Source organism: Halopelagius inordinatus (genome assembly GCF_900113245.1).
Taxonomy (GTDB): Archaea; Halobacteriota; Halobacteria; order Halobacteriales; family Haloferacaceae; genus Halopelagius; species Halopelagius inordinatus.
Genome location: NZ_FOOQ01000008.1, coordinates 66,144 through 90,736, shown reverse-complemented (window position 1 = coordinate 90,736; position 24,593 = coordinate 66,144). Strand labels below are relative to the sequence as shown.

Annotated in this window: 26 protein-coding genes; 13 read left to right on the top strand and 13 right to left on the bottom strand. The window is 65.3% G+C overall.

All coding sequences use genetic code 11. The features are described 5' to 3' along the window. Positions 1–333 precede the first annotated feature (333 nt). The gene (locus BM167_RS17040; RefSeq protein ID WP_092893930.1) at positions 334–1,017 is read right to left on the bottom strand and encodes a helix-turn-helix domain-containing protein; all 684 of its coding nucleotides are present in this window, start codon (positions 1,015–1,017) and stop codon (positions 334–336) included. 167 nt (positions 1,018–1,184) lie between these two features. Here BM167_RS17040 and BM167_RS17035 point away from each other — a divergent pair, with 167 nt between their 5' ends. The 8 genes from BM167_RS17035 (at position 1,185) to BM167_RS17000 (ending at position 9,623) form a co-directional block, all read left to right on the top strand. Then, positions 1,185–1,565 (top strand): hypothetical protein, encoded by a 381-nt coding sequence (locus tag BM167_RS17035; RefSeq protein WP_092893929.1) that lies wholly within the window; start codon positions 1,185–1,187, stop codon positions 1,563–1,565. Positions 1,566–1,617: 52 nt separating this feature from the next. Continuing rightward, entirely contained in the window at positions 1,618–2,553 is a 936-nt protein-coding gene (lipA, locus tag BM167_RS17030) for a lipoyl synthase (RefSeq protein ID WP_092893928.1), read from the top strand. Between the two features lie 251 nt (positions 2,554–2,804). After that, positions 2,805–3,908, top strand: coding sequence for a pyruvate dehydrogenase (acetyl-transferring) E1 component subunit alpha (gene pdhA, locus BM167_RS17025; RefSeq protein WP_092893927.1), 1,104 nt, complete (start codon positions 2,805–2,807; stop codon positions 3,906–3,908). Between the two features lie 3 nt (positions 3,909–3,911). After that, entirely contained in the window at positions 3,912–4,913 is a 1,002-nt protein-coding gene (locus BM167_RS17020) for an alpha-ketoacid dehydrogenase subunit beta (RefSeq protein WP_092893926.1), read from the top strand. A 3-nt stretch (positions 4,914–4,916) separates the two neighbouring features. After that, positions 4,917–6,509 carry a 2-oxo acid dehydrogenase subunit E2 gene (locus BM167_RS17015; protein ID WP_092893925.1) on the top strand — a complete coding sequence of 531 codons (1,593 nt, stop codon included), beginning with the start codon at positions 4,917–4,919 and terminating at the stop codon, positions 6,507–6,509. Position 6,510: 1 nt separating this feature from the next. After that, entirely contained in the window at positions 6,511–7,938 is a 1,428-nt protein-coding gene (gene lpdA / locus BM167_RS17010) for a dihydrolipoyl dehydrogenase (RefSeq protein WP_092893924.1), read from the top strand. Between the two features lie 117 nt (positions 7,939–8,055). Continuing rightward, complete coding sequence (locus tag BM167_RS17005) at positions 8,056–9,147, top strand: glycolaldehyde reductase (RefSeq protein WP_092893923.1); 1,092 nt, start codon at positions 8,056–8,058, stop codon at positions 9,145–9,147. A gap of 272 nt (positions 9,148–9,419) precedes the next feature. After that, complete coding sequence (locus BM167_RS17000) at positions 9,420–9,623, top strand: hypothetical protein (protein ID WP_092893922.1); 204 nt, start codon at positions 9,420–9,422, stop codon at positions 9,621–9,623. A gap of 212 nt (positions 9,624–9,835) precedes the next feature. Here BM167_RS17000 and serB read toward each other — a convergent pair whose 3' ends face one another. Then, positions 9,836–10,483, bottom strand: coding sequence for a phosphoserine phosphatase SerB (gene serB, locus BM167_RS16995; RefSeq protein ID WP_092893921.1), 648 nt, complete (start codon positions 10,481–10,483; stop codon positions 9,836–9,838). Between the two features lie 185 nt (positions 10,484–10,668). Between serB and serA the strand changes: the two genes are divergently transcribed. Next, a complete protein-coding gene (gene serA / locus BM167_RS16990) occupies positions 10,669–12,261 on the top strand; it encodes a phosphoglycerate dehydrogenase (RefSeq protein ID WP_092893920.1) in 1,593 nt (530 codons plus the stop codon). A 90-nt stretch (positions 12,262–12,351) separates the two neighbouring features. Here serA and BM167_RS16985 read toward each other — a convergent pair whose 3' ends face one another. After that, complete coding sequence (locus BM167_RS16985; RefSeq protein WP_092893919.1) at positions 12,352–13,374, bottom strand: DUF3466 family protein; 1,023 nt, start codon at positions 13,372–13,374, stop codon at positions 12,352–12,354. Between the two features lie 87 nt (positions 13,375–13,461). On the opposite strand from BM167_RS16985, the gene BM167_RS16980 reads away from it, so the two are divergent. Beyond that, on the top strand, positions 13,462–14,532 hold the full coding sequence (locus BM167_RS16980) for a metallophosphoesterase (protein ID WP_177213408.1): 1,071 nt from the start codon (positions 13,462–13,464) through the stop codon (positions 14,530–14,532). 171 nt (positions 14,533–14,703) lie between these two features. On the opposite strand, the gene BM167_RS16975 is transcribed toward BM167_RS16980, so the two are convergent. The 3 genes from BM167_RS16975 to BM167_RS16965 all read right to left on the bottom strand — a co-directional run bounded on the left by BM167_RS16975 (position 14,704) and on the right by BM167_RS16965 (position 17,275). Continuing rightward, positions 14,704–15,168, bottom strand: coding sequence for a coiled-coil domain-containing protein (locus tag BM167_RS16975; RefSeq protein ID WP_092893917.1), 465 nt, complete (start codon positions 15,166–15,168; stop codon positions 14,704–14,706). A 92-nt stretch (positions 15,169–15,260) separates the two neighbouring features. After that, positions 15,261–16,517 (bottom strand): threonine synthase, encoded by a 1,257-nt coding sequence (thrC, locus tag BM167_RS16970; protein ID WP_092893916.1) that lies wholly within the window; start codon positions 16,515–16,517, stop codon positions 15,261–15,263. A gap of 71 nt (positions 16,518–16,588) precedes the next feature. Then, positions 16,589–17,275, bottom strand: a complete 687-nt coding sequence (locus tag BM167_RS16965) for a helix-turn-helix domain-containing protein (protein ID WP_092893915.1) — start codon at positions 17,273–17,275, stop codon at positions 16,589–16,591. A 91-nt stretch (positions 17,276–17,366) separates the two neighbouring features. Here BM167_RS16965 and BM167_RS16960 point away from each other — a divergent pair, with 91 nt between their 5' ends. After that, the gene (locus tag BM167_RS16960) at positions 17,367–17,975 is read left to right on the top strand and encodes a methyltransferase family protein (RefSeq protein ID WP_092893914.1); all 609 of its coding nucleotides are present in this window, start codon (positions 17,367–17,369) and stop codon (positions 17,973–17,975) included. A 43-nt stretch (positions 17,976–18,018) separates the two neighbouring features. Here the strand turns inward: BM167_RS16960 and BM167_RS16955 are convergent, their stop codons facing one another. The 6 genes from BM167_RS16955 to BM167_RS16930 form a co-directional block, all read right to left on the bottom strand. Then, a complete protein-coding gene (locus BM167_RS16955) occupies positions 18,019–18,393 on the bottom strand; it encodes a helix-turn-helix domain-containing protein (RefSeq protein WP_092893913.1) in 375 nt (124 codons plus the stop codon). An 82-nt stretch (positions 18,394–18,475) separates the two neighbouring features. Further along, on the bottom strand, positions 18,476–19,309 hold the full coding sequence (locus BM167_RS16950) for a TrmB family transcriptional regulator (protein WP_177213407.1): 834 nt from the start codon (positions 19,307–19,309) through the stop codon (positions 18,476–18,478). Between the two features lie 294 nt (positions 19,310–19,603). Beyond that, the gene (locus BM167_RS16945) at positions 19,604–19,921 is read right to left on the bottom strand and encodes a DUF7344 domain-containing protein (RefSeq protein ID WP_092893912.1); all 318 of its coding nucleotides are present in this window, start codon (positions 19,919–19,921) and stop codon (positions 19,604–19,606) included. A 177-nt stretch (positions 19,922–20,098) separates the two neighbouring features. Next, positions 20,099–20,344 carry a DUF8001 family protein gene (locus BM167_RS16940; RefSeq protein WP_092893911.1) on the bottom strand — a complete coding sequence of 82 codons (246 nt, stop codon included), beginning with the start codon at positions 20,342–20,344 and terminating at the stop codon, positions 20,099–20,101. 126 nt (positions 20,345–20,470) lie between these two features. Next, positions 20,471–21,160, bottom strand: a complete 690-nt coding sequence (locus BM167_RS16935; RefSeq protein ID WP_092893910.1) for a DUF5828 family protein — start codon at positions 21,158–21,160, stop codon at positions 20,471–20,473. A gap of 90 nt (positions 21,161–21,250) precedes the next feature. Then, entirely contained in the window at positions 21,251–21,439 is a 189-nt protein-coding gene (locus BM167_RS16930) for a DUF8007 family protein (RefSeq protein ID WP_394327252.1), read from the bottom strand. A 138-nt stretch (positions 21,440–21,577) separates the two neighbouring features. On the opposite strand from BM167_RS16930, the gene BM167_RS16925 reads away from it, so the two are divergent. Continuing rightward, positions 21,578–21,958 (top strand): cupin domain-containing protein, encoded by a 381-nt coding sequence (locus BM167_RS16925; RefSeq protein WP_092893908.1) that lies wholly within the window; start codon positions 21,578–21,580, stop codon positions 21,956–21,958. Further along, on the top strand, positions 21,955–22,605 hold the full coding sequence (locus BM167_RS16920) for a DUF8052 family protein (protein ID WP_092893907.1): 651 nt from the start codon (positions 21,955–21,957) through the stop codon (positions 22,603–22,605). The genes BM167_RS16925 and BM167_RS16920 overlap by 4 nt, the downstream gene beginning before the upstream one ends. 104 nt (positions 22,606–22,709) lie before the next feature. On the opposite strand, the gene BM167_RS16915 is transcribed toward BM167_RS16920, so the two are convergent. Beyond that, the gene (locus BM167_RS16915; RefSeq protein WP_092893906.1) at positions 22,710–24,518 is read right to left on the bottom strand and encodes a carbon starvation CstA family protein; all 1,809 of its coding nucleotides are present in this window, start codon (positions 24,516–24,518) and stop codon (positions 22,710–22,712) included. Positions 24,519–24,593: the final 75 nt, after the last annotated feature.

Below are 24,593 nucleotides of genomic sequence, written 5' to 3'. Positions count from 1 at the left end.
GGGAGACTTCCGTCGGGAAAGGCGTTTCTCCCCGCGTCCGACGGGAGGAACGGTCGGGGAGACGGAGAAACCGGAGGAGAAGTCGTCAGTCCGCAGTAAGACGAGAGATTCGAGACGGGTCGCTCAGGCGACGACGGTCGCCGCCGCGATGAACGACCACTTCGTACCGCTTTTCGACTCTTCTTTCTTCGATTCGACTTTCGATCGGCCACGGCGGTGCTTCCACTGCATACTCGATAAGAGGGTTTACTCGCTTATGAGTATTTCGTTATGTTGATATGTTCGTCATGTTCGTTCCTGTGCGTTCCTGAACTGTCGTGAAGGTTCGCGGGTCTACCGTCCGCTGCTCGGGTCGATGTCGAACGCCTGTTGTCCGACGCGAATCGTGTTGTCGACGAGGTTGGCGTGGCCCCGGCGGAGGCGTTCGGAGATGGCCTGCTGGGAGACGTCGAGGGAGTCTGCGAGGTCGGCCATCGTCACGTCGCGCGGGACGTCGAAGTAGCCCTGTTGGGCCGCGGTGAGAAGCACTTCGTACTGCGCCTGCGAGAGACCGAACTCGCCGCGACTGACCGACCCCGAGAGTTCGTAGATGTTCAGCACCTCGAACGTCAGGTCGTTGTCGTGGCAGTACTCGGCGGTGCTCGAAAGCGCCTCCCTGTCGGGGAGAAGCAGTCGAACGCGCCACTGGTCGCCCGTGCCGTACATCTCCAAGACGGCACCCCTGGCGTTTATCAACACGTGCGTGAGAGCGAGTACGTCTTCGACCCACTCCATCCGGTACAGTCGCTCGTCGCCGAAGTCGTCCAGAAGCGTCGCCTCAGCGACGCTCGGGTCCGCGTCGAGAGCCTCGTCGAACTCCTCGAACGACTCCGCGGTCACTCGGACGTACGGAACGAGGCTGTCGCCGTCGTGCGCGACGACGCGGACTACCTCGAACTCGGCGCGGGGGACCTCCGCGAGCGACCGTCCCAGCGCGAACTCCTCCGCGGCCAGTTCGACCGAAGCGATGGTACTCATTGACGGAATCGACACGTTCCGGAGGATAAAGCGCGTTGGCGGTTTCTGACACCGTTTCCTCCGAGAGACAGTAATCGAGCGCTAGACGAGACCGGAGGGGGATTAACGGCCAGGAGTATACAACCACAATGGGGTTATCCCTAGCGAATGATCCTGTAGTCAGGACGATGGACTCTCCCCACAGGCTCGGCGACAGCCGAGTCCCCCTCCACTGGGAACTGGTTCCCTCGGACAACGGAATCACGTTCCGACACCGGACACAACCAGTCGTCGTCGAAGCGGTGAAAGACAGAGACGAGAACCGAGACTGGAACCGGCCGTGGCTCCTCCGCTGTCGAGAACGCGCCAACGAGGCGTCGCACACGCGCGAGATCGGTCGCGTCACGACGGAGGTAGACGCCGTCTGCGCGCTCTTCGACTGGATGGAGTGCATCGACGACCGAATCGAACGGACGAACGGCGCGCCGGTCAACAGTTGGGACGCCGGAGCCGAGACGTTCGAACGCGGGCGGCCGACGCCGTGGCGGCCGGAACCGCAGAACGGCTAACGAAATCCGGCTAATCCTCACGTTTTTGCCCGCCGCCGCCGAAGGAGCACGCATGTCCGGCAGGCGGAAACCCGACTGGCTGAAGATGCGACCACCGTCGGGGCGTCAGTTTACCGATATCAAGCAGACGCTCCGCGACAGGGACCTCCACACGGTGTGCGAAGAGGCGAACTGCCCGAACATGGGCGAGTGTTGGAGCGGTCGCAACGGCCCGGGGACGGCGACGTTCATGCTGATGGGCGAACGCTGTTCGCGCGGATGCAACTTCTGCGACGTAGAGACCGGCGGCATGGACGCGCTCGACCCCGAGGAACCCGAGAACGTCGCCGACGCCGTCGCCGAAATCGGGCTCGACTACGTCGTCCTCACGTCCGTGGACCGCGACGACTTGCCGGACCAAGGCGCGGGCCACTTCGCGGAGACCATCCGCGAGATAAAGCGGTGCGACCCGAGCGTCCTCGTGGAGGTGTTGATTCCGGACTTTCAGGGCGACTCCGAGTTGGTTCGGAAGATAATCGACGCCCGACCCGACGTCATCGCGCACAACATAGAGACCGTCGAACGCCTGCAGTGGCCGGTCCGCGACCGGCGCGCGGGCTACGAGCAGTCGCTCTCGGTACTCGAACAGGTGACGCGAGAGTCCGACATCTACACCAAGACGAGCATCATGCTCGGCCTCGGCGAGTACGACCACGAGGTGTACCAGACGCTCTCTGACCTCCGGGAGGCGGACGTCGACGTGGTCACCCTCGGGCAGTATCTCCAACCCTCTCGCACCCACCTCGACGTGTTCGACTACGTCCACCCGGACGCCTTCGAGACGTGGCGGCGGGTCGCGGAGGAGGAACTCGGCTTCCTCTACTGCGCCTCCGGCCCGATGGTCCGGTCGTCGTACAAGGCGGGCGAACTGTTCGTCGACGCCGTCCTCAGAGACGGCAAGAGCGTCGAACAGGCCCGCCGCGAGGCGCGGACGGCCGCCGGGGACTGACCGGGACGGCCCGTCCCGCGACGGAACGGCACGATATTCTACACATTCGTCCATGATTTACCCCGGGCGGCGGGTATCGATGGGAGAACGTCGTTCGAATCCGACCGAATATTGAAAAACTCTCGATTCCATCCCGGAGAGAATGGACGCGTCTACGCGAGTTGGCAGTATTTCTGTCCATAGTAAACTATTTACGAAAACACTATACCTCGGGCGGGTCACCCTCGAACTATGAGTAGGAGGGTTCACCCGTGAGCGTACTACAGCGAGACCCGCAGGACATGCTTCGCGTACTCGACGAGGACGGCGAACCCGTCGGGGACGTCCCCGACCTGAGCGACGAGGAGTTGGTGGATATGTACCGCGAGATGCGGTTGGCTCGCCACTTCGACACGCGGGCGGTGAGCCTCCAGCGACAGGGTCGGATGGGGACGTACCCGCCGCTGTCGGGACAGGAGGGCGCACAGATCGGAAGCGCGTTCGCCCTCGACGAGGAAGACTGGATGTTTCCGAGTTACCGCGAACACGGCGCGGCGCTTCACCGCGGCCTGCCGTTGAAGCAGACGCTTCTGTACTGGATGGGCCACGAGAAGGGCAACCTCGTACCGGAGGACGTCAACGTCTTTCCCGTCGCGGTGCCCATCGCCACGCAGGTTCTCCACGCCACCGGCGCGGCGTGGGCGAAGAAACTCCGCGGCGAGGACGCCGCCGTCCTCGCGTACTTCGGCGACGGGGCGACGAGCGAAGGCGACTTCCACGAGGGGCTGAACTTCGCGGGCGTCTTCGACACGCCGAACGTGTTCTTCTGTAACAACAACCAGTGGGCCATCTCGGTGCCGCGAGAGCGACAGACCGCCTCGAAGACGATCGCTCAGAAGGCGGCCGCCTACGGGTTCGAGGGCGTGCAAGTCGACGGGATGGACCCCCTCGCCGTCTACGCGGCCACCCGTGCGGCGGTCGAGAAGGCGAAAGACCCCGCGGAGGGCGAACTCCGCCCGACGCTCATCGAGGCGGTGCAGTACCGCTTCGGCGCGCACACGACGGCGGACGACCCGAGCGTCTACCGCGACGACGAGGAGGTGGCCGAGTGGCGGAAGAAAGACCCCATCCCGCGACTCGAACGGTTCCTCCGGGAGACGGGCCGCCTCGACGGCGAGTCCGTCGAGTCCATCGAGTCGCAGGTCGAAGACCGGGTGGCGACCGCAATCGCCGAGGCGGAGTCCGAACCGCGTCCCGAACCCGAAGAGATGTTCGCGCATCTGTACGAGGACCTGCCGCCGGAACTCGAAACACAGATGGCCGAGTTCGAAGCACTGTACGAGAGACACGGGGACGACGCGTTCCTCCGGGAGTGACAGATGAGTCAGAATCAGAGCCAACAGACCCAGAGTTTGACGCTAGTGCAGGCGGTACAGGACGCTCTCTACACGGAGATGAAGCAGGACGACGACGTGGTCGTCATGGGCGAGGACGTCGGTAAGAACGGCGGCGTCTTCCGCGCCACCGAGGGCCTCTTCGACGAGTTCGGCGGCGACAGAGTCATCGACACGCCGTTGGCGGAGTCGGGCATCGTCGGCACCGCAATCGGGATGGCCGCGATGGGGATGAAGCCGGTACCGGAGATGCAGTTCTCCGGCTTCATGTACCCCGCGTTCGACCAACTCGTGAGTCACGCCGCGCGCCTCCGAACCCGGAGTCGCGGTCGGTTCACCTGCCCGATGGTCGTCCGCGCGCCGTACGGCGGCGGCATCCGCGCGCCCGAACACCACTCCGAGTCGAAGGAGGCGTTCTACGCCCACGAGGCGGGTCTGAAGGTGGTCATCCCCTCGACGCCGTACGACACGAAGGGGCTTCTCATCTCCGCGATTCGGGACCCAGACCCCGTCGTGTTCCTCGAACCGAAACTCATCTACCGCGCGTTCCGCGGCGACGTGCCCGAGGGCGACTACGAGGTGCCGATCGGCGAGGCGGCGGTCCGACGCGAGGGAACCGACGTTTCGGTCTACTGCTACGGCGCGATGACGCGCCCGACGATGGAGGCGGCCGAGAACCTCGCAGACGAGGGCATCGACGCGGAAGTCGTCGACCTGCGGACGGTCGACCCGATGGACAAAGAGACGATAGTCGAGTCGTTCGAGAAGACCGGTCGCGCGGCGGTCGTCCACGAAGCGCCGAAGACGGCGGGCATCGGCGCGGAGATAGCCGCCACGATTCAGGAGGAAGCGCTCCTGTATCAGGAGGCTCCGGTCGAACGCGTCGCCGGGTACGACGTTCCGTACCCCCTGTACGCACTGGAGGACTACTACCTGCCGTCCGTGACTCGCGTCGAAGAAGGTATCCGGAACGCGGTGGAGTTCTGAACGATGGGTATCAAGGAATTCAAACTGCCGGACGTCGGCGAAGGCGTCGCCGAGGGCGAACTCGTCACGTGGCACGTCTCTCCGGGCGATACGGTCACCGAAGACCAAGTCGTCGCGGAGGTAGAGACGGACAAGGCTCTCGTGGACGTACCCTCCCCGTACAACGGGACGGTGAGCGAACTCCGCGCCGAGGAGGGCGAGATGGTCCCCGTCGGCGACGTCATCATCACCTTCGAAGTCGAGGGTGAGGGCGACGAACCGGCCGACGCGGAGGTACAGACAGAGACCGAGGCGGACGACTCCGACGCGGACGAGGAACCCGAAGAGGAGACGGCACCGTCGGAGACGGAGTCGCCGTCCGGGCGCGTCTTCGCGCCCCCGAGCGTTCGCCGCCTCGCGCGCGAACTCGGCGTCGACCTCGCTTCGGTCTCGGGGTCGGGTCCGAGTGGCCGCGTCACCGAGGGCGACGTGCGGAGCGCCGCCGAGGGTGCCGACGCGGGCGGCGACGGCGAGAGCGGCGGTCCGCGGAGCGTCTCCTTCAGCGGCAACTCCGCCGTCTCGAAGGCGGGCGACAGCGGAAACGGGCAGGACGCCGGGTCCGCCGACTCGTCCGCGCCCGCGCCGCAGGCGGCCGGGCGAGAGAAGACGCTCGCCGCGCCCGCCACGCGGCGAATCGCCGAGGAGGAGGGTGTCAGCATCGACGACGTGCCCGCCACCGAAAAGCGGGACGGCGAACCGTTCGTCACCGAGGCGGACGTCCGCCAGTACGCCGAAGTCCAACGCGAGGCCCAGAGAGCGGACGCGGAGTCCGTCTCCGCCGAGGCGGGCGCGGGCGAGGCGTCGGAGACGGCGGACCTGCCAGCACAGACCGTCGAACCGGAAGCCGACGCCGGCCCCGGTGCGGGGGAACGCGTCCCGTACAAGGGCGTCCGGAAGGCCATCGGCGACCAGATGCAGCGGTCGAAGTACACCGCGCCGCACGTCACCCACCACGACGAGGTGGACGTGACCGAACTGGTCGAACTCCGCGAGGAGTTCAAGCCGATGGCCGGGGAACGCGACGTGAAACTCACGTACATGCCGTTCGTGACGAAAGCCGTCGTCGCGGCGTTGAAGCAGTTCCCGTACATGAACGCCCAACTCGACGAGGAAAACGAGGAGATAGTCCTCCGCGACGAGTACAACGTCGGCGTGGCGACGGCCACCGACGCGGGACTCCTCGTCCCCGTCGTCCACGGCGCGGACGGGAAGGGACTGCTCGATTTGGCCCGGGAGACGAACGAGTTGGTCGAGAAGGCTCGCTCTCGGAAGATTTCGCCCGCGGAGATGCAGGGCGGGACGTTCACCATCACGAACGTCGGCGTCATCGGCGGCGAGTACGCGACGCCGATTATCAACTACCCCGAGGTGGGCATCCTCGCGCTCGGCGCGATAAAGGAGAAACCGCGCGTCGTGGACGGCGAAATCGTCCCGCGGAAAGTGCTGACGCTGTCGCTGTCGTTCGACCACCGCGTCGTAGACGGCGCAATCGCCGCTCGATTCACGAACAAGGTCGGAGAGTACCTCTCGAACCCCAAACTCCTCTTGCTCGAATAGAATGGTCGTCGGAGATATCTCAACCGGAACGGAAGTACTGGTCATCGGCGCGGGGCCGGGCGGCTACGTCGCCGCCATCCGCGCCGCACAGCGCGATTTAGACGTGACGCTCGTCGAGAAGGACGCCTACGGCGGCGTCTGTCTGAACCGCGGCTGTATCCCATCGAAAGCGCTCATCACCGGCGCGAGCCTCGCTCACGAGGCGGGCAACGCGGAGGAGATGGGTATCCACGCCGACCCGGCGGTGGACATGTCGCAGATGTCGAGTTGGAAAGACGACGTGGTGGACAGACTCACCGGCGGCGTCGAGAAACTCTGTAAGGCGAACGGCGTCAACCTCATAGAGGGCGAGGCGCGGTTCAAAGACGACGGCAGCGTTCGCGTCGCCCACGGCGGCGACGGACAGGGCTCAGAGTCCATCGACTTCCAACACTGCATCGTCGCCACGGGTTCTCGGCCCATCCAGATACCCAACTTCGAGTACGAAGACGCGCCGGTGTGGTCCTCGAAGGACGCGCTCGAAACCGACGCCGTGCCGGGCGAACTCCTCGTCGTCGGCGCGGGCTACATCGGGATGGAACTGTCGACGACGTTCGCCAAACTCGGCGCGGACGTGACGGTAGTCGAGATGCTCGACGACGTCCTCCCCGGCTACGAGGACGACGTCTCCCGCGTCGTCAGAAAGCGGGCCGAATCGCTCGGCATCGACTTTCACTTCGGCGAGGCGGCGAGCGACTGGCGCGAACAGGGCGACGGCATCGTCGTCGCGACGGAGACCGAAGACGGCGAGGAGTCGTCGTACGACGCCGACAAGGTGCTCGTCGCCGTCGGCCGAAGCCCACTCACCGACACCCTCGACATCGAGAACGCGGGCGTCGAACTGACCGAGAACGGCTTCATCGACGTGGACGACCGGATGCGAACCTCGGTCGAGGGCATCTACGCCGTCGGCGACGTGGCCGACAGGGGGCCGATGCTCGCGCACGTCGGGTCGAAGCAGGGCATCGTCGCCGCGGAGCACATCGCCGAGGAACCCGTCGCGTACGACGCGCAGGCGGTTCCCGCCGCGGTGTTCACCGACCCCGAAATCGGGACGGTGGGGATGACGCAGGCCGAGGCCGAAAAAGAGGGATTCGAAACCGTCGTCGGGCAGATGCCGTTCAACGCCTCCGGCCGCGCGTTGACGACGAACCACTCCGAGGGGTTCGTCCGCATCGTCGCAGAGGAACAAAGCGGGTTCGTTCTGGGCTGTCAGATAGTCGGCCCCGAAGCCTCCGAACTAATCGCGGAAGTCGCTCTGGGGATAGAGATGGGCGCGACGCTCGAAGACATCACGAGCACCATCCACACCCACCCGACACTCGCGGAGGCGGTGATGGAAGCCGCAGAGAACGCCGAGGGACAGGCGATTCACACGCTGAACCGGTAGTCGGCGTCTCGCCTCGGTCCACTGATAAACCTACCCGTCGTTCGACGGTCCTGCGACTTCGTTCCACGACGGGACAACCCCGACTCGTTTTTGCCGCTTCGAGATACACGACAACATATGTCACTGATATTCGAGTCTCCGTCGGACTACGTGCAAGGACGAGGCGTCGCCGAGGAAATCGGGACGCACGCGGGACAGTTAGGCGAACGCGCGGTGCTGTTGGCGGACGATGTGGTGTTGGACATCGTCGGAGAGACGGTCACCGAGAGCCTCGAAGCGGCGGAGGTCGGAGCCGAGACGGTGGAGTTCGGCGGAGAGGCGTCGAAGACGGAGATAGAACGGGTCACGGACGCCGCAGAGGAGGCGGGTGCGGACATCGTCGTCGGTGCGGGCGGTGGGAAGGCCCTCGACACGGCCAAGGCCGTCAGGGAGAATCTCGACATCGCCATGGTGTCGATGCCGACCGTCGCCTCGACGGACGCGCCGACGAGCAGTCTGTCGGTCATCTACACGGAACACGGCGAGTTCGAGGAGTACCAGTTCTACTCGAACCACCCGGAACTCGTCCTCGTGGATACGGCAGTCGTCGCCGACGGCCCGACTCGACTGTTCCGTTCGGGCGTCGCGGACGCCCTCGCGACGTGGTTCGAGGCCGACGCGACCTACCGGTCTCACGGGCAGAACATCTTCGGCGGGGAATCGACGCGGGCGGCGCACGCGCTTGCGGAACTCTGCTACGACACGCTCAGAGACCACGCCGTCTCGTCGGTTCGCGCGGTGGAGAACGGCGCGGTCACAGAGAGCGTCGAGGCGGTCACCGAGGCGAACACGCTGTTGAGCGGTCTCGGATTCGAGAGCGGCGGCCTCGCGGCGGCGCACTCGATACACAACGGACTGACGCAACTCGAAGAGACGCACGACGCGACGCACGGCGAGAAGGTGAACATCGGAACGCTCTCGCAACTCGTGTTAGAGGGCAGAGACGACGCGTTCGTCCGAGAGATAATCGAGTTCTCCGTCGACGTCGGCCTCCCGGTGACGCTCTCGGACATCGGCGTCGAGAACCCGACGCGAGACCAACTCGACGAGGTGGCGAACGCGGCCTGCGACGACGACGAGACCATCCACAACGAACCGTTCCCGGTCGAACCGGCGATGGTCCGGGACGCGATTCTGACGGCGAACGACCTCGGAGAGCGCTACGGGTAAGCCGAGAGCGAGACGGGCGACCGAAAAGGAGACGGCTGGCGGCCGAACGTCGGAGCGCCGATTCGCCCCCGAGTCGAAAGCGCTCTTCGGGCGGTCTCCGACGCGTCGTTCCCGTCCGCGGACGGGGCACGATAGTGGCCGGTTTAGGTTCTCTTCCGCCTTTCTTCGGCGGCCGCTATCGTTGATCGTCTATCAGTATCCTCCTCGAACGTTGATGACAATATATCAGAAGTGCAACATATTTCCGTGTCCGGAGGCTAGGTAGAATCACTATGAGAGGACCGAAGAAAGAACGAAACTTCCTCGGAAGCAGACTGAGCGGATGGCCCGTCACGGACGCGAACGACGGCGAAATCGGTGGCGTTCCCGAAGGTCGCCGGACGCAGAGCGGGTCGGTTCGGCGGGGCGACGGTCCGGCGCTCGGAACCGCCGCGCAGTCGCCGCTGAACGCGCTTTTGACCTTCCTGCGAACGTAACTCCGTTTTACCGCCACCGTCGCTCCGGCCGGTAGTCGTCACCGAAGAACAGAGACGCTCCCGTCGCATCCGACGACGGGTTCGACGCCCCGGACGCGGCGCGTTCGGAGGCCGACGAAACTCTTTTCGCGGCCGAGACGCCCGCGGACTCGAAACCGATAGCGAAAGAAGTCGCGAGAAACTTCGAGAGGCAGAGAGAACGCGAGTCCGGTTCAGTCGGATTTCTTGACGATGGCGCGTTCGGCCAACAGGTCGCGGAGTTCGTACATCGTGGAGACGACGTCGTCGCAGGCGGGGCGGACGGCGTCTTTCGGTTCGAATCCGACGGCGAGTCCGGCGACTTCGAGCATCGGCAGGTCGTTCGCGCCGTCGCCGACGGCGACGGTGTGCGACAGTTTCACGCCGAGTTCGTCCGCGAGCGATTCGAGCGCGTCGTCTTTCGTCCCCTCGATGAGGGGTCCCTCCACGTCGCCGGTCAGTCGGTCGCGTTCGACCGGGAGTCGGTTGGCGACGATGGAGTCCACCTCGACGCCTTCCTTCTCTAAGGCGCGTTCGACGCCGCGTTCGAAGCCGCCGGTAAGGATAGCGACGTGGTGACCGGCGTCGCGCAGGCGAGCGATGAGGTCCGCCGCGCCGGGTCTGAGGGTGACCTCGCCGTACGCCTCCTCCGCGTCCTCGATTTCGAGGCCCTTCAGCAGAGAGGCGCGCTTGCGGAGACTCTGCGCGTAGGATATCTCGTCGTTCATGGCGCGTTCGGTGATGTCGGCCATCTCCGCCGCCACGTTCTCTCGCTTGCCGAGGAGGACGGTCATCTCCGAGTCCGAGAGCGTTCCGTCGAAGTCGAAGGCGATGAGTCGCATATCCGACCGTCATCCTCGGACGGTTTGAAACCATCCATCCGCGTTGCCGCCCGCAACCGGGGAAACCGGTCCGCACCGCTCCGTCCTCCCGAACGGCGACCTTGTGTGTTACGCGCTAACAACCCTCTATTAGCCATATCGGCCGCCGAAGAAACCCTTATCCGGAGTCCAAGGAACATACGCGCATGAAGGTTCTCGTCACGGACCCAATCGCCGACGCGGGGTTAGGACGACTCCGCGAGGCGGGCCACGAGGTCGTGACCGACTACGACGTAGAGGGCGACGCACTTCTCGAAGCGGTCTCGGACGCGAACGCACTCGTCGTCCGGTCGGGGACGGAAGTGAACGAAGCGGTGTTCGAGGCCGCGCCGAACCTCGTCATCGTCGGGCGCGCGGGCATCGGCGTCGACAACATCGATATCGACGCCGCGACGGACCACGGCGTCGTCGTCGCGAACGCGCCGGAGGGGAACGTCCGGGCCGCCTCCGAACACACCGTCGCGATGGCGTTCGCCGCCGCGCGCTCTATCCCGCAAGCGCACGCCCGTCTGAAGGGCGGCGAGTGGGCGAAGGGCGACTACCTCGGGACGGAACTGAACGGCAAGACGCTCGGTATCGTCGGCCTCGGCCGCGTCGGCCAAGAGGTGGCGAAACGTCTCGACGGTCTCGGGATGGACCTCGTCGCGTACGACCCCTACATCAGTCAAGAACGCGCCGACCGCCTCGGCGCGGAACTCGTCGAGTTCGAGGACTGTCTCGAACGCGCCGACTTCCTGACGGTCCACACGCCGCTTACGCCGGAGACGGAAGACCTCATCTCGACCGAGGAACTCGAACTGATGGGCGACGGCTACCTCGTCAACTGTGCCCGCGGCGGCGTCGTGGACGAGGACGCACTCGCCGCCGCAGTCGAGGACGGAACGCTCGACGGCGCGGCGATAGACGTGTTCGCCGACGAACCCGTCTCGCCGGACAACCCGCTTTTGTCCGTCGAAGACGTCGTGGTCACGCCGCACCTCGGCGCGTCCACCTCGGCGGCCCAAGAGAACGTCGCCACCTCCATCGCGGACCAGATAGACGCCGCGTTCAACGAGGAGCCCGTGATGAACGCGCTCAACGCCCCCTCGGTGGACGAGAGCGCGTTCCCGCGCATCCGGCCGTACATCGAACTGGCGGACACGGCGGGGAAAATCGGCGCGCAGTTGCTCGACGGCCGCATCTCCTCGGTCGAAGTCTCCTACGAGGGCGACATCGCAGACGAGGAGGTAGACCTCGTCACCGCCTCCGCGCTCAAGGGCGTCTTCGAACCGCTCGAATGGCAGGTCAACGCCGTCAACGCGCCGAAGATAGCCGAAGAGCGCGGCATCGAGGTGACCGAGTCGAAAACCCGCCAGTCCGAGGACTTCCAGAGCCTCGTCACCGTCACCGTCGGCAACGACGAGGAGTCTCTCAGCGTCTGCGGGACGCAGTTTGCGGGCGACGACCCGCGCATCGTCCGCATCGACGGCTACCGCGTCGACGCCATCCCGCACGGCCGGATGCTCGTCGCGCGCAACTACGACAAACCCGGCGTCATCGGCTTCATCGGTACCGTTCTCGGAGACAACGACGTCAACATCGCCGGGATGTTCAACGCCCGCCGCGCCGACGAGGGCGGCGAGGCGCTGACGGTGTACAACCTCGACAACCACGTCCCAGACGAGGTGCGCGAGGAACTCCTCGCTGACGACCGGATAATCGACGTGAAGTATCTCACGCTGAACGGCACAGACGAGTAGCCCGCAGGAACCGCGGCGCGCAGTCGAATCGGACGGCGCGAACTCGCCGTCGCTTCTCCTCTCGACCGGTCGCCGAAAGCGGCGTCCGCCTCAGCGACTGTCCTCGACGCGCCAGCGAACCGCGTGGCGTTCGCCCTCCGGGGTCCGACTGGCTCCGACGACGTCGCCGCGAGCGTTCACGCCCGACGCCGTGCTCGCGCCCTCGTCGCCGTCGAGTAACGTTCCCATATCCGTCATCCCCTCGGCTTCGGTCCATCGGAAGGCGTGCTCTACGTCGCCGACTCGACTGTCTCCGACAACCACGCCGCGGACGTTCGACCCGTGGGCCTCGCTGTACCCCGCGTCGCCGTCGAGGGTTCCGAGGCTCTCGACGCCGCCGCCGACCCACCGGACCGCGCGGCGCGAATCGAAGGCGCCGGGGTCGTAACTCCGACCGACGACGGTTCCGTGCGGAGTGACGTCGAACGCGTAACTGACCCCGTGGTCTTCGAGCATACCCAAATCTTCCATCCCCTCGGCTTCGGTCCACCGGACGGCGTGGTTCGTTCCGTCGTCGCTCTCGCTCCATCCGACGACGGTTCCGGCATTGTCCACCGCGAACGCACCGCTCTGTCCCGTGTCGTCGCTTCGGAGCGTCCCGAGGTCCTCCATCTCGCCGCCGGTCCACCGGAACGCGCGCACCTCGCTTTCCCCGGCGTCGCTCTGTCCGACGACGGTTTCTCGGTCGTTTACGTCGTACGCGATGCTGTCTCCTCGTTCCGACCCGCCGAGACTGCCGAGGTCCTCCAACTCGCCGCCCTCGGTCCGCCTGAACGCCCGTCGCACTCTGTCTTCGCCTTCCGCGGCCCCGACGACGGTTCCGCGGTCGTTGACGCCCGTCGCTCTGCTCTCCGCTCTGTCGTCGGAGCGAAACGTGCCGAGCGAGTGGGGGTCACCGTCCGCGTCCCACAGGACGGCGTGGACGAAGACGGCTCCGTCGACGTCCGTCTCGCTGGTTCCGACCACGGTCCCGCAGTCGTTGATATCGGCCGCGTCGCTGACCGCGCCGCCGTCGAGTGTGCCGAGGTCCGTGATCACCGAGCGAGACACCTCGCCTTCCGCTGAATCTTCCACGTTGGTTCACCTGTCCCGCCGTTCGACCTGAGTGCGTAAATATGTGTCTCAGTAATCATTATGCCCACGTGGCCTGTGAGTCGTTGTATGGATGCTGACAGAAACGGTGACGGGTCGGGTTCTCTGGGAGAAGGTGAGACGGACGCCCGTCACCGCGTGTCGCGCCGGGACGCGCTAAAGACGGCCGGCGCACTCGGCGGCGCGGGTGCGTTCGGACTCTCCGCTTTCGTCGGAAGCGTCAGCGCGGCGAGTTCGTGGACCATAGCCGTCCTGCCCGACACGCAGAAGTACGCGGAGAGTTCCTCTCTCATCTCGCGGGCGCACGCCCAGACTGACTGGATTCGAGCGAACAAGAGCGCACAGAACATCGTATTCGTCAGCCACGAGGGGGACATCGTCGAACACGGGAGCAACACCACAGAGTGGCAGCGAATGGACGCCGTGATGGACAAACTCGACGGCGTCGTGCCGTACGCCACCACCGTCGGCAACCACGATTACGCCACCCTCAACAACCGGAGTTCGTCCACCGCGAACTACAGCAAGTACTTCGGCAAGTCGCGCTTCTCGAAGTACAGTTGGTACCGCGGGACGGGTCCGAACGACCGCGCCCACTACCAGCGATTCTCCGCCGGGGGCTACACGTTCCTCCACCTCGACTTAGAGTGGGGCGTCCCCGGGTCGCGGTCCGACCCAAACAGCGTGAAGGGGTGGGCGTGGAACGTGCTTCGGGCGAATCGAAGCGTCCCGACCATCATCACGACGCACGCGTACCTCTGGGACAGAGTCGGGTCCGAAGGCCACGCGACGCAACGCGACGGTGCCAACTCCGGTGCGACGATATACAAAGACATCGTGAAGCCGAACCCGCAGGTGTTCATGGTCCTGAACGGTCACTACCACAAGGCGGACGGCCAGTGGCGGCAGACGTCGCCGAACGACGGCGGGTCGAGCACCTACGAGATGCTCGCGAACTACCAACACTACGCCAACGGCGGCGACGGGTGGATGCGCCTCATCAAGTTCATCCCCGGGGGCGGGCGCGGAACCGACCGCGTCCAAGTTCGGACGTACTCGCCGAGTCGGAAACAGTACAAGACGGACGGTCGGAGCCAGTTCAACTTCGACTTCAGTTTCTCCTCTCGATTCGGCAGGTAGGCCCTCCGTCTCCGTCGGCAGGTCGGGACCCTCGACCGAACGAGAGTATGTCAGGTATTACGACACGTCCGTGCGTCTTCGTTCCACGTTACCGTCCGAATCCGACGCACATACCATATTTCATACTATTTTCGCAGAAGGAGGAGAGACCGATTCGAGACGCCCCCGAACTCACCGCCACCGTTCCCCGACGTCGAGTCGTCGGGCGACTCTGTCGGCGAGTCCGTCGTTCACCGGCGGCGGACGAACCGTCGGCGTCGTCTCGCTTTCCCCCGAGGCGGGAGACGTGTCGTCGATGTCGGCGATGACGCGTTCGTAGTGGTCGATGACGTTCTGTCGGGCGCGTTGAGTCCGCTTGACCTTCCGTCGAAGCGCCTCGTTCTCCCGTTCGAGGCGGGCGACGCGTTCGCGGAGGGACTCCCCGTTCGAGGAGTCGGCCGACGAACCGCCGTCGCGGCGCGCGGCGTCCGACGGGGCGGAACCGGGAACCGACGCCTCGTCTGCTCCCGGGGCGGGACGGGCCGTCTCCTCGGCGTCGTCGCCGGACGTAGACGAGTCGGGGTCGGAGGGCGGGAACGTTCTGTCGCGGCGTGATTCGCCACTCACCGTTCCGGTCGGGAAACTGGGCAATGGCATCGATTGTGAGAACGTCCCACAAAGATATGAAACTGTGTCAGACTCGCGTCACACGCGTCCGGTCGAGACGAAACGTTCCGGCGTTCGTCGCGCTACTCCGCGAGGAGGTCCAACACCGCTTGGGTGTCGTTGGCGACAGGTTCGGGTTCGCCGCCCGCCTCGAATGCGGCGTCGGGGTCCTTCAGGAGGTGGCCGGTAGTGAGACAGACCACGTCCTCGTCGCCGCCGACGGTGTCGTCGCTGCGGAGTTTCCGGAGTCCGGCGACGGAGGCGGCGGAGGCGGGTTCGACGCCGATGCCCTCGCGCGCTAAGTCGCGTTGGGCGGTCGTAATCTCCTCGTCCGTGACGGCGACGGCGGTGCCGCCCGTCTCTCGGATACCGGGGAGAGCCTTCGGGGCGTTGACGGGGTTGCCGATGCGGATGGCCGTCGCGCGCGTCTCCACCTCGTCCCAGCGTTTGGTGTCGTCCCACCCGTTCTCGACGGCTTCGACCATCGGGGCGGCCCCCTCGGCTTGGACGCCGGTGAGTTTGGGCACCTGTTCGGGGTCGAGAGACCCCGACTGGACGAGTTCGCGGAACGCCTTGTACAGCGCCGCCGTGTTGCCCGCGTTGCCGACCGGCAGGACGATTCGGTCGGGGAAGCGGCCGTAGTCGTCGCGGAACTGTTCGAGAATCTCCAGTCCGATGGTCTTCTGGCCCTCCAGTCGGAAGGGGTTCAGCGAGTTCAGGAGGTACACCTCGCCGCGTTCCGCGAGGTCCTGAACGATGTCGAGACAGGAGTCGAAGTTGCCGTCGACTTCGAGGATGCGCGCGTCGTGGAGGGCGGCCTGCGCTATCTTGCCCGCGGCGACTTTCCCGGACGGGAGGAGAACGAGCGTCTCCATCCCGCCGCGCGCGCCGTAGGCCGCGAGTGCCGCCGAGGTGTTCCCCGTCGAGGCGCACGCGAGGCGGCCGACGCCGAGTTCCTTCGCGACGCGGACGCCGACGGTCATGCCGCGGTCCTTGAAGCTCCCGGTGGGGTTCATCCCCTCGTGTTTGACCCGAAGCGTCTCCACGCCCAGGTCGTCTTCGAGGCGCGGCGCTTCGTGAAGCGGGGTGTCGCCCTCGGGGAGGCTGACGCCCTCTTCGAACGGAAGCGCGGCGCGGTAGCGCCAGACGCCGCGGCCCTCGAAGTCGTCGAACGTCGCCGGGTCGGCGTACCGGACTTCCAGAAGGGCACCGGCGTCGCTCGTGTAGCGAATCTCGTCGAACGGGGCGTACTGCTCGCCCGTCTCGATGCACTCCAGCCACACGCCGTCGTCGGCGACGTCGGGGGCCTCCTGTGCGGGCGCGGTGAGGTCGAGGCTCATCGTCTCCAGACACGGGGTCGGCGGGCAAAAAGGGGGGCGATTCGAGCGCGTCCCGCCCCCGTCGCGCCGTCTCAGCCGTCTCTCCGCCGACGGCCGTGGCGTTCGACCAGTCGGCGCATCATCCGCGACTCCGCCCGTCGGAGCAGGTCAGAGGCCGTGCTCGGCGCGCAGTCGAGTGCGTCGGCCACCGCCGCGACGCCCGCCTCCCGCGGAACCTCGTAGAACCCGAGTTCGACGGCGGTTTCGACGGCTTCTAGCTGCCGAGTCGTGAGTTCTCCGGCGACGGGCGCGTGTCGCCTGTCGTACTCGCCGACGGTCTTTACGGTCACGTCTATCTCCTCGGGGAGGCCGCGGAGCATCGCCTGCAGGTCCTCGCCGGGGCCGACGAGCGTCATGTGGAACGCGGCGTCGGCGTCGTAGACGACGGGCGGCGCGAGGACGAGGTTCAGGTCGGCGAACGCCTCGCGCCACGCCACGTCCTCGGGGCGCGTCTCTTGGCTGACGTAGACGTAGAACGACGTCTCGTCTATCGGCGTGAGGTCGTACCACCGGACGGAATCGACCGCAGAGAGCGCCGCCTCGTACCGTTCGCGGTCGGCCTCGACGTAGAACAGTTCGTGTTCGACCGCTCTCTCGCTCGCGACTCCGCTCCACGCCTGCAGTTCCTCGTACCGCACGGCGTCGTCGTCGCGGATGAACTCCTGCATCGGGTGCAGCATCCACCGCGGTTGCGAGAGGCGCACGTCGAGGTACTTCACGCCCTCCGCTTTCGGCGGCGCGAACTTGAAACTTAAACGCGCTAGTAGGGCCGCGGAAAACTCCACGCGGCGACGGCGGCTACCGAGGCGTATGGAGTGGACAGCCACGACGGCTCTGTTCGCGGTCGGAACGGTCGCCGGACTCGGAAATCTGGTCGGCATCGTCGCGAGCGCCCTCGGGTGGGCGGAGTACTGGCCCCCCGGAGAGAGAACGTGGAACTACTACGCCCACTGGACGCTCTCACAGGTCGTCAACGTCGCCTTGGTCGGCGTCGCGTACCTCGATTGGAACGCGTTGGGTCTGCCGCAACCGGCGGCGCTCGCCGTCGGCGGCGTCCTCTTTGCGGTGTGGTACGGGGCCGCACTCGTCGCCGGGTTGGACTTGGGCGTCGAGGAGACGAAAGGGCTGACCGGCGAACTCCGGACCGACGGCTGGTACCGGTACTCTCGGAACCCGCAGTACGTCTGTTACGTCGTCGCGACGGTCGGCTTCGCGGTGCTTGCGGGGTCGGCGCTGGCGGCCGGGTTGTGCGCGATATACCTCGCGTGGTGGGTGGCGCTGCCGTTCGCGGAGGAACCGTGGCTTCGCGACCAGTACGGCGAGGCGTACGACCGCTACGCCGACCGCGTCCCGCGGTTCGTCGGCCTCCGTTCGCTCTCGGCGGCGACCGGCGGACGGTCGAGCGTCGATCCGAAGTGAGAACGACTCCGGGCGGCGGGCGAAAGCGTCGGACCCGCCGCGGTCACTCCTCCGCGCCGTAGGCGTCGATGCTCGCGTGGACCTGTTCGACCCACTCGTCGAGTGCCTCGTGGAGCAACTGCTTCGCCTCGGGGAGGTCCGTCGCGGTGTACTGGTAGACGTACCCGCCGGGGTCGAGCAGTCGCCGTTCGCGGTCGGCGAGGCCCTTCTCCATCAGCGTCGTGAGCGACCGGTTCACGTTGCTCCGGTCTCTGTCGAGTTCGTCCGCGAGTTCCGCCACCGTGCTGCCGGGACTCTCGAGAAGCGTGAGGTACGTCCTGCTCTCGTGGGCTTGGATACCGAAGACGCACGCGAGAACGTGCTGAAAACTCGGGTTCTCGGTTTCGACGAGGTCCCCCATATCTGGCGCGTCGCTCATATACCGCCGTTGGCCCCGCCCCCGATTAAAGTCACGTGTCCTCGGCAGAGCGGACGGCCGTTCGGCGTCGGTTCAGCGGTCGTCACCCGTCGTGCGGTTTGGGGTCGTCTCCCGGCTTCAGTCCCGCCGCCATCAGTCGACGAGCGATGACCACCATGCCGTTGTCGAACCCCCGGCCGAACACCGCTTTCTCGTATTCGACCGCCCCCAAGTCGTCCTCTTGGACGGAACTGACCAGAATCGTGTTCCGGTCGACCAACAGGAGTCGGCTGATGGTCGTATCGTCCGTGGGGTCGGTCGGCGAACTCCGCAACCACGCCAACTCGGAGACGAACACCTCGATATCCGGAAGCGCCTCGGTTATCATGTCGTGAAGCGCCGGGGTGGCCGTCCCGACGAGAACGTCCACGCCGGACTCTCGGGCCGCCCGTACGTGTTCGAACAACTCCGTCGTGGCGGCGCTTTCGCGTCCGAGGATGAGGACAACCTCCTGGTCTGCGGTGTCGACGAGTTTCAGGAGGCGGTTCTCGATGGCCGGCGGGCCCGAGAGCGCCCACACCTCGTGTGTCATCTCTCGGTCGGCGTCGAGCGACTCGGTACCCATCGATTCGAGTGCGTCGACGAGAGACTCCGTCCGGGATTCGTACTCCGACCGGAGCGTCTTCGCCGCCTCCGCTATCGGGACGGCCCGGAACTGCTGGGGGTTGCTGTGTTGGACCTCCGCGAGACCCTTCGTCTCTAACACCCGAATCGCGTCGTAGACGCGGGTTCGCGGCACGTCCGACGTCTCGCTTATCTCTTTGGCCGTCGCTTTCGGGAGTCGCGACAACGCCACGAAGCACTTTGCCTCGTACTCTTTGAGGCCCAGTTTCTGGAGCAGTTCGACCGCCTCTTGGTAGCTAGATAATTCATTCATGGGTCCCAACCATTCGACCGGCGCCCCCGGCCTGTCTCTAGTACCACGCCACGACTGATAAGTGACTACCTCTCGTTCTGACGCGCCGCCGAGACGACGACGCGAATGCTCACGTTCCGGCGAGCGCCCGATACTGTCGCACGAGAGCGGATGTTTATCGTTCACCCAGATAATCACAGTAAGGTTATACCAAGCCGACTCGAAATCCCGGTGGGCGCAGAGTACGGATGGGTCCCAACCAGTCGGTATTCTGCGCCCGACTGCCACAGCAGTGGCAGTTTCCGCGGGGCGACTCTAGTTCAGTCGAGACTGTAAGAACTGATCGTAACCGTTGGCCAGAAGTTCCAGTAACGGCTCTATCTCCTCGAACTCCGGTCCTCTCGCCACGGCGCCGGACTCTCGGTTCCACTCGATTAATCCGGACTCCTCTAACTTCGGAAGGTGAACGTGTCTGAGTTCGATTCGCGCCTGCTCTCGGCTCTCTCCGTCTTCGAGTTCGCCCCCGCTGTCAGCCCCGTCGGGAGAGACGGAGTGTGAGTTGTCTTCCAGCAGGGAGGTCAAAATCGTCCGTCGGTGAGCGTCTGCCAATATTCGTAGATACTCGTCGAGCATGCATGTTCAACTCGGTGTCAGTACACCCCTTCGGGGCATAACATCCCTCTATTTTCTAGATTCGCCCTCGTGTGAGTAATCGGGTGACAGCGTTTCGGGGACGCTCCGTGTCGCCCCGCCATCTTGCGAATCCTCACGGTACCGACTTCGCGTCCCGCGGATACCGCCGCCGGGACGTCACTCTGGCTCTGGCTTTGCGTACCCCATCTTGCGGATGCAAGCGAGCATCTCCTCTCTCTCGGTGTGTTTGTGGAGCGTCGTCGGCGTGTCGCAGTAGAAGGTGGTTCCGTCGTGTCTGAGCGATACCCGATGCGTTCCGCCCATCATCTCCGCTTCGACGAGGACGCGACGTCCGTCGAGGAGGGCGTCGAGTATCTCCTCTGCGGACAACTCGCCGGCTTCGACGCGGAGTGGTTCGGCCATACCGTCCCGTCGGCCGCCGGAGATATTACTGTTGTCCGTTTCACCGACGCTCCCTGCGCTCAGACGAACCGGCGCGGTTCGTCGTTCGACCGAAATCCACCACGAGTAGCCGCCGATAAACTCGGCTCAGTTCGTGCTGAACTTCGACTCCTCTTCGGACCGAGGCGGTTCGACGCCCTCCGCGGCTTCCGCCGTCGCCGTCTCCTTTTCGGTGTCGACGTGCCAGCGGTCCACCAAGTCGTCGTACTCGCCGAGGCGACGGCTCACCTCTCCTTTCAACTCGTCGTCGTTGACGTTCACCTCGAAGATGAAGCGCGGTTCGGCCGTCTCGCCGCGCGTCGTCTTCTGGATGTTGGCGCTGACGAGTTCGCTGTCGAAGTAGTACGGCGCGAGTTGCGTCATCACCTTCTGGTAGACGGTGTCTTCGACTTTCCGGAGGGCCTTCCGACTCGCGGAGTCCGCCGCGCGCGCGACGTACCCGATGGACTCGCTCCACCGTTCGACGGCGCCGTCGTTGTCGCCCTCCTCTACTTTCTGGTACGACTCCGACAGTTTCTCTCCGGCGGTCTGTAGGTCCTCGTTCGGCTGTTTACCGGCTTTCTCCCCCTCGCCTTCGCCGACGCTCGCTTGCTCTGCCGTCTTTTGGCTCACGTCCTCGCCGAGACGTTCGTGCGACTTCGGCCGCCACTCGTTCCACCGTTCTATCGCCTCTCTATCCACCCCGGCGTCTCGTAGGGCCCGTGTGATGCGTTCGCCGTGCTCTACGACGTCGCCCCACGAACCGCGTATTTTGAAACCCGAAACGCTCTCTTCCATCGGCTTGGGCGAGGGTAGGAGTGGGCGGCTATAAAAGTCTATTCGCGTGTCGGGTCAGTCGCTCGAAATCGTGCGGTTCCTCCGTGCGCCTCACCGGTCGCCGTGGATGAAGGCCGTCGCCGCGTCGTCGATGCGGGAGACGACGCCCGAGAACCACGCCGCGGGCGACGCCGCGCGCAGTTCCGACTCGGCGAGTTCGATTCGACCGCCCGCCATCGGGTCGCGCGCGCCAGAGTCGGACCCCTCGTCCGAGGCGGTGGCGTCGACGACGGTGGACATCGCGCATCGACCGCAGGACTCGGTTCTCTTTTCGGACATAGTGAACGATTCGCGTGATGTACGCATCCCTCACGATTAAATTTTTGCGTTCGGCGCGTCCCCGAGGGGCTTTTGTACCCTTGTGAGGTGGAGACTGTCATGGGCTACACCGTGGTCGATTGTGACGACGTCGAGACGGCGGAGGACAGGCCGTGCGAGATGCGCCGTCTGACGGAGCCTGCGGGCCTCTCGAAGATGGCGGTCAATCGCTTTCGGGCCGAACCGGGCGAGGAGATTCCGCTCGCGTACCACTACCACGAGACGCAAGAGGAGGCGTTCTACGTCCTCTCGGGGACGCTGTTCGTCGAGACGCCCGAGAGAACGTACGAAGTCGCCGCTGACTCTCTTTTCGCCGTCGAACCCGAGAGTCCGCAGCGAGCGTACAACCCCCCAGAGGCAGACGCGGAGGTAGTGGTTCTGGCCGTCGGCGCACCGAACGTGAGCGGCGACGTGGAAGCGTACGACCCCGACGGCCGATGAGCGAAACCGAGGGCGGAGACGGCCGCGAGGAGTTCGACCCCGAGGCAGTCGCCGCGGAGGCGGGCGTCGAACTCCCGGACGTGCCCGACTGGGACGACGAGTACTTAGACCGGGTGAGCGACCGGTTGATGTTCAACTACGACCTCGAACGGGCGCGCCGAATCCGCGGCGAACGGTTCGAGATGGTCGGGACGATGCGCATACTGAACCGAAAGCAGTTCTTCCATCCCGCCCTCGACTACGCGAACCACGAGAGCCGAGAGTACCTCTTCGTGCGGCGAGACTCCCGCGTGACCGTCGCCGAACTCGAACGCCTCGTCGAACTCGCGCACGAACTGGCCGACGACCCCGAGTGGGTGGTCGCAGACGAGGAACACTACGGGACGGAGTTCACCTTCGTGGCCGTCGTCTCCGACCTGAGCGACGACGTTCGGGCGTTCGTCGACTCCTTTTCGGACCGCACGCTCCTGAAGTTCGGCTACTACGGCCACTACGAGATAAACCTCGTCGCCGTCGCCCCCGAGACGCGCGAGGTGGTCGCGAGCGAGAACGCCGACACCGCGCGGGCGTTCGCTCTCTGGGACGACGTGCAGGCGTTCGACGACCGGGGACTCCTCGGTCGCCTCTTGGACCGACTGCGCGGCTGAGAGCGCTCTCGGGAGACCGACCCCGCACCCGCCGACGCCGACGCCGTCGCTGGCAGCGCGAGAAAAAACGGAGAACTATCGCGGCTCGTCAGTTCGGTTCCGGGTCAGTCGTCGCCGGGCGTGTACCCGCCGGAACCGGGTTCGTCGCGGACTTTCTGGATGTTCTCGTACCCCAGTTTCACCAACGAGAGTGCGAGGTAGATGAGCGTGAGCGAGATCACGATCTGTGCCACCGCGGACAGCATCGCGACCAGGTCCGCACTCGCCATCCACTGAGAGTCCAGGAACTTCGCGTAGAGGTTGTCGTGGAACGCGATCCAAAGCAGTCCGAGCACCGTGATGGTCACCATGACGACCATCGGACCGCCGGTGCTGTAGAGCTGTTTCGAGTCGCTCCAGTTCGCGAGCCAGACAGTCGCCGTGAGCAGCGCCAGCGCGGCCAGAAGTTGGTTCGCGCCGCCGAAAAGCGCCCACAGCGTCGTCCACGAACCGCTCGCGATGAGCACGTACGCGGCGAGACACTGGACCGAGGCGTTCCCGTACCGGTCGGAGGCGAACGACTGGACGGACGTCTCGGGCGTCCCGACTATCTCCTCCATCATGTACCGACCGAGTCGGACCGCCGTGTCGGTGGAGGTGAGCAGGAAGCTCACGAGCACGAGCGCCATGAACGGACCGCCGAACGACGTCGGGATGCCGAAACTCGTCAGCAGGATGCCGCCGCCCGTCGCGAACGTCGGGAGCGCGAGTCCGATGCCGCCGCCGACGTCCGGGGAGACGAGCGCGACGGTGATGAGCGCGACGGTGGCGAGCAGACCCTCACCGAGCATGCCGCCGTAGCCGATGGTCCGCGCGTCGGACTCTTTGTTCAGTTGCTTCGACGTCGTCCCCGAGGAGACCAGCGAGTGAAAGCCGCTGATGGTCCCGCAGGCGATGGTGATAAACAGCATCGGGAACAGCGGAAGGCCGCCGCGTCCGATGAAGCCGTAGTACGGTTCGAGGTTGGTGACAAGCGGTTGGCTCGCACCGAGGACCGTACCGACGATGACCGCCAACAGCGCGCCGCCGACTCCCGTGTAAAGCAGGAACGACGAGAGGTAGTCGCGCGGTTGAAGCAGCACCCAGACCGGAAGAGCGCTCGCAAGCGCGCCGTACACGAGGATGATCGGAATCCACGCGGCGGCGTTCGCGCCGAACGCGCCCGCGGCCGGGAGCCACGAGGGGTCACCGGAGAACAAGACGATGGTACTCGCGGGAGCGCGAGCAGCCGGTTCGAAAAGCGCGAGCGGGTACTGGACGCCGACGAAGACGCCGACGAACATCGCGACGACGAACCCGACGGTTCCCGGGATGAACGGGAGGTTCAACTGGTAGAGATACGCTCCGAACAGCACGGCCAGACCGATGTATATCAGACTCGCCGTCGCCGCCTCCGGATAGGCGTTGAACACGATGGCGACGACGAGTGCGAACACCGCGACGACGAGGATGATGGTGATGAACGCGAACCAAAGGAGCATGTTCTTGCCCCGTTGGCCCACGTACTCGCCGATGATGTAGCCGACAGATTTCCCTTCGTGTCGCATGCTGGCCGAAAGCGACACGAAGTCGTGGACGCTCCCCATCAGAGGGTTACCGATGGCGATCCACGCGAGTGCGGGCACCCACCCCCAAACGACGCCGGCCGTTATCGGGCCGACGATGGGCGCCCCGCCCGCGATGCTCGAAAAGTGATGCCCCAGTAAGACCGGCTTCTTGGCCGGTACGTACTCCTGTCCGTCCTCGTATTTGTGGGCCGGTGTTTCGCGACTGTCGTCGAGTTCGACGAACTGTGAGAGGTATTTCGAGTAGCCGAGATACCCCACGGTAAACATCGCGAACACCGCCGCAACGAGCCAGATTACTTGTACCATGGTGGCGTGCCTCATTGCAGTTCATGAAAAACTCCGACTTAATCCTATTGATTATTGCTGCACGATACGTCGAAG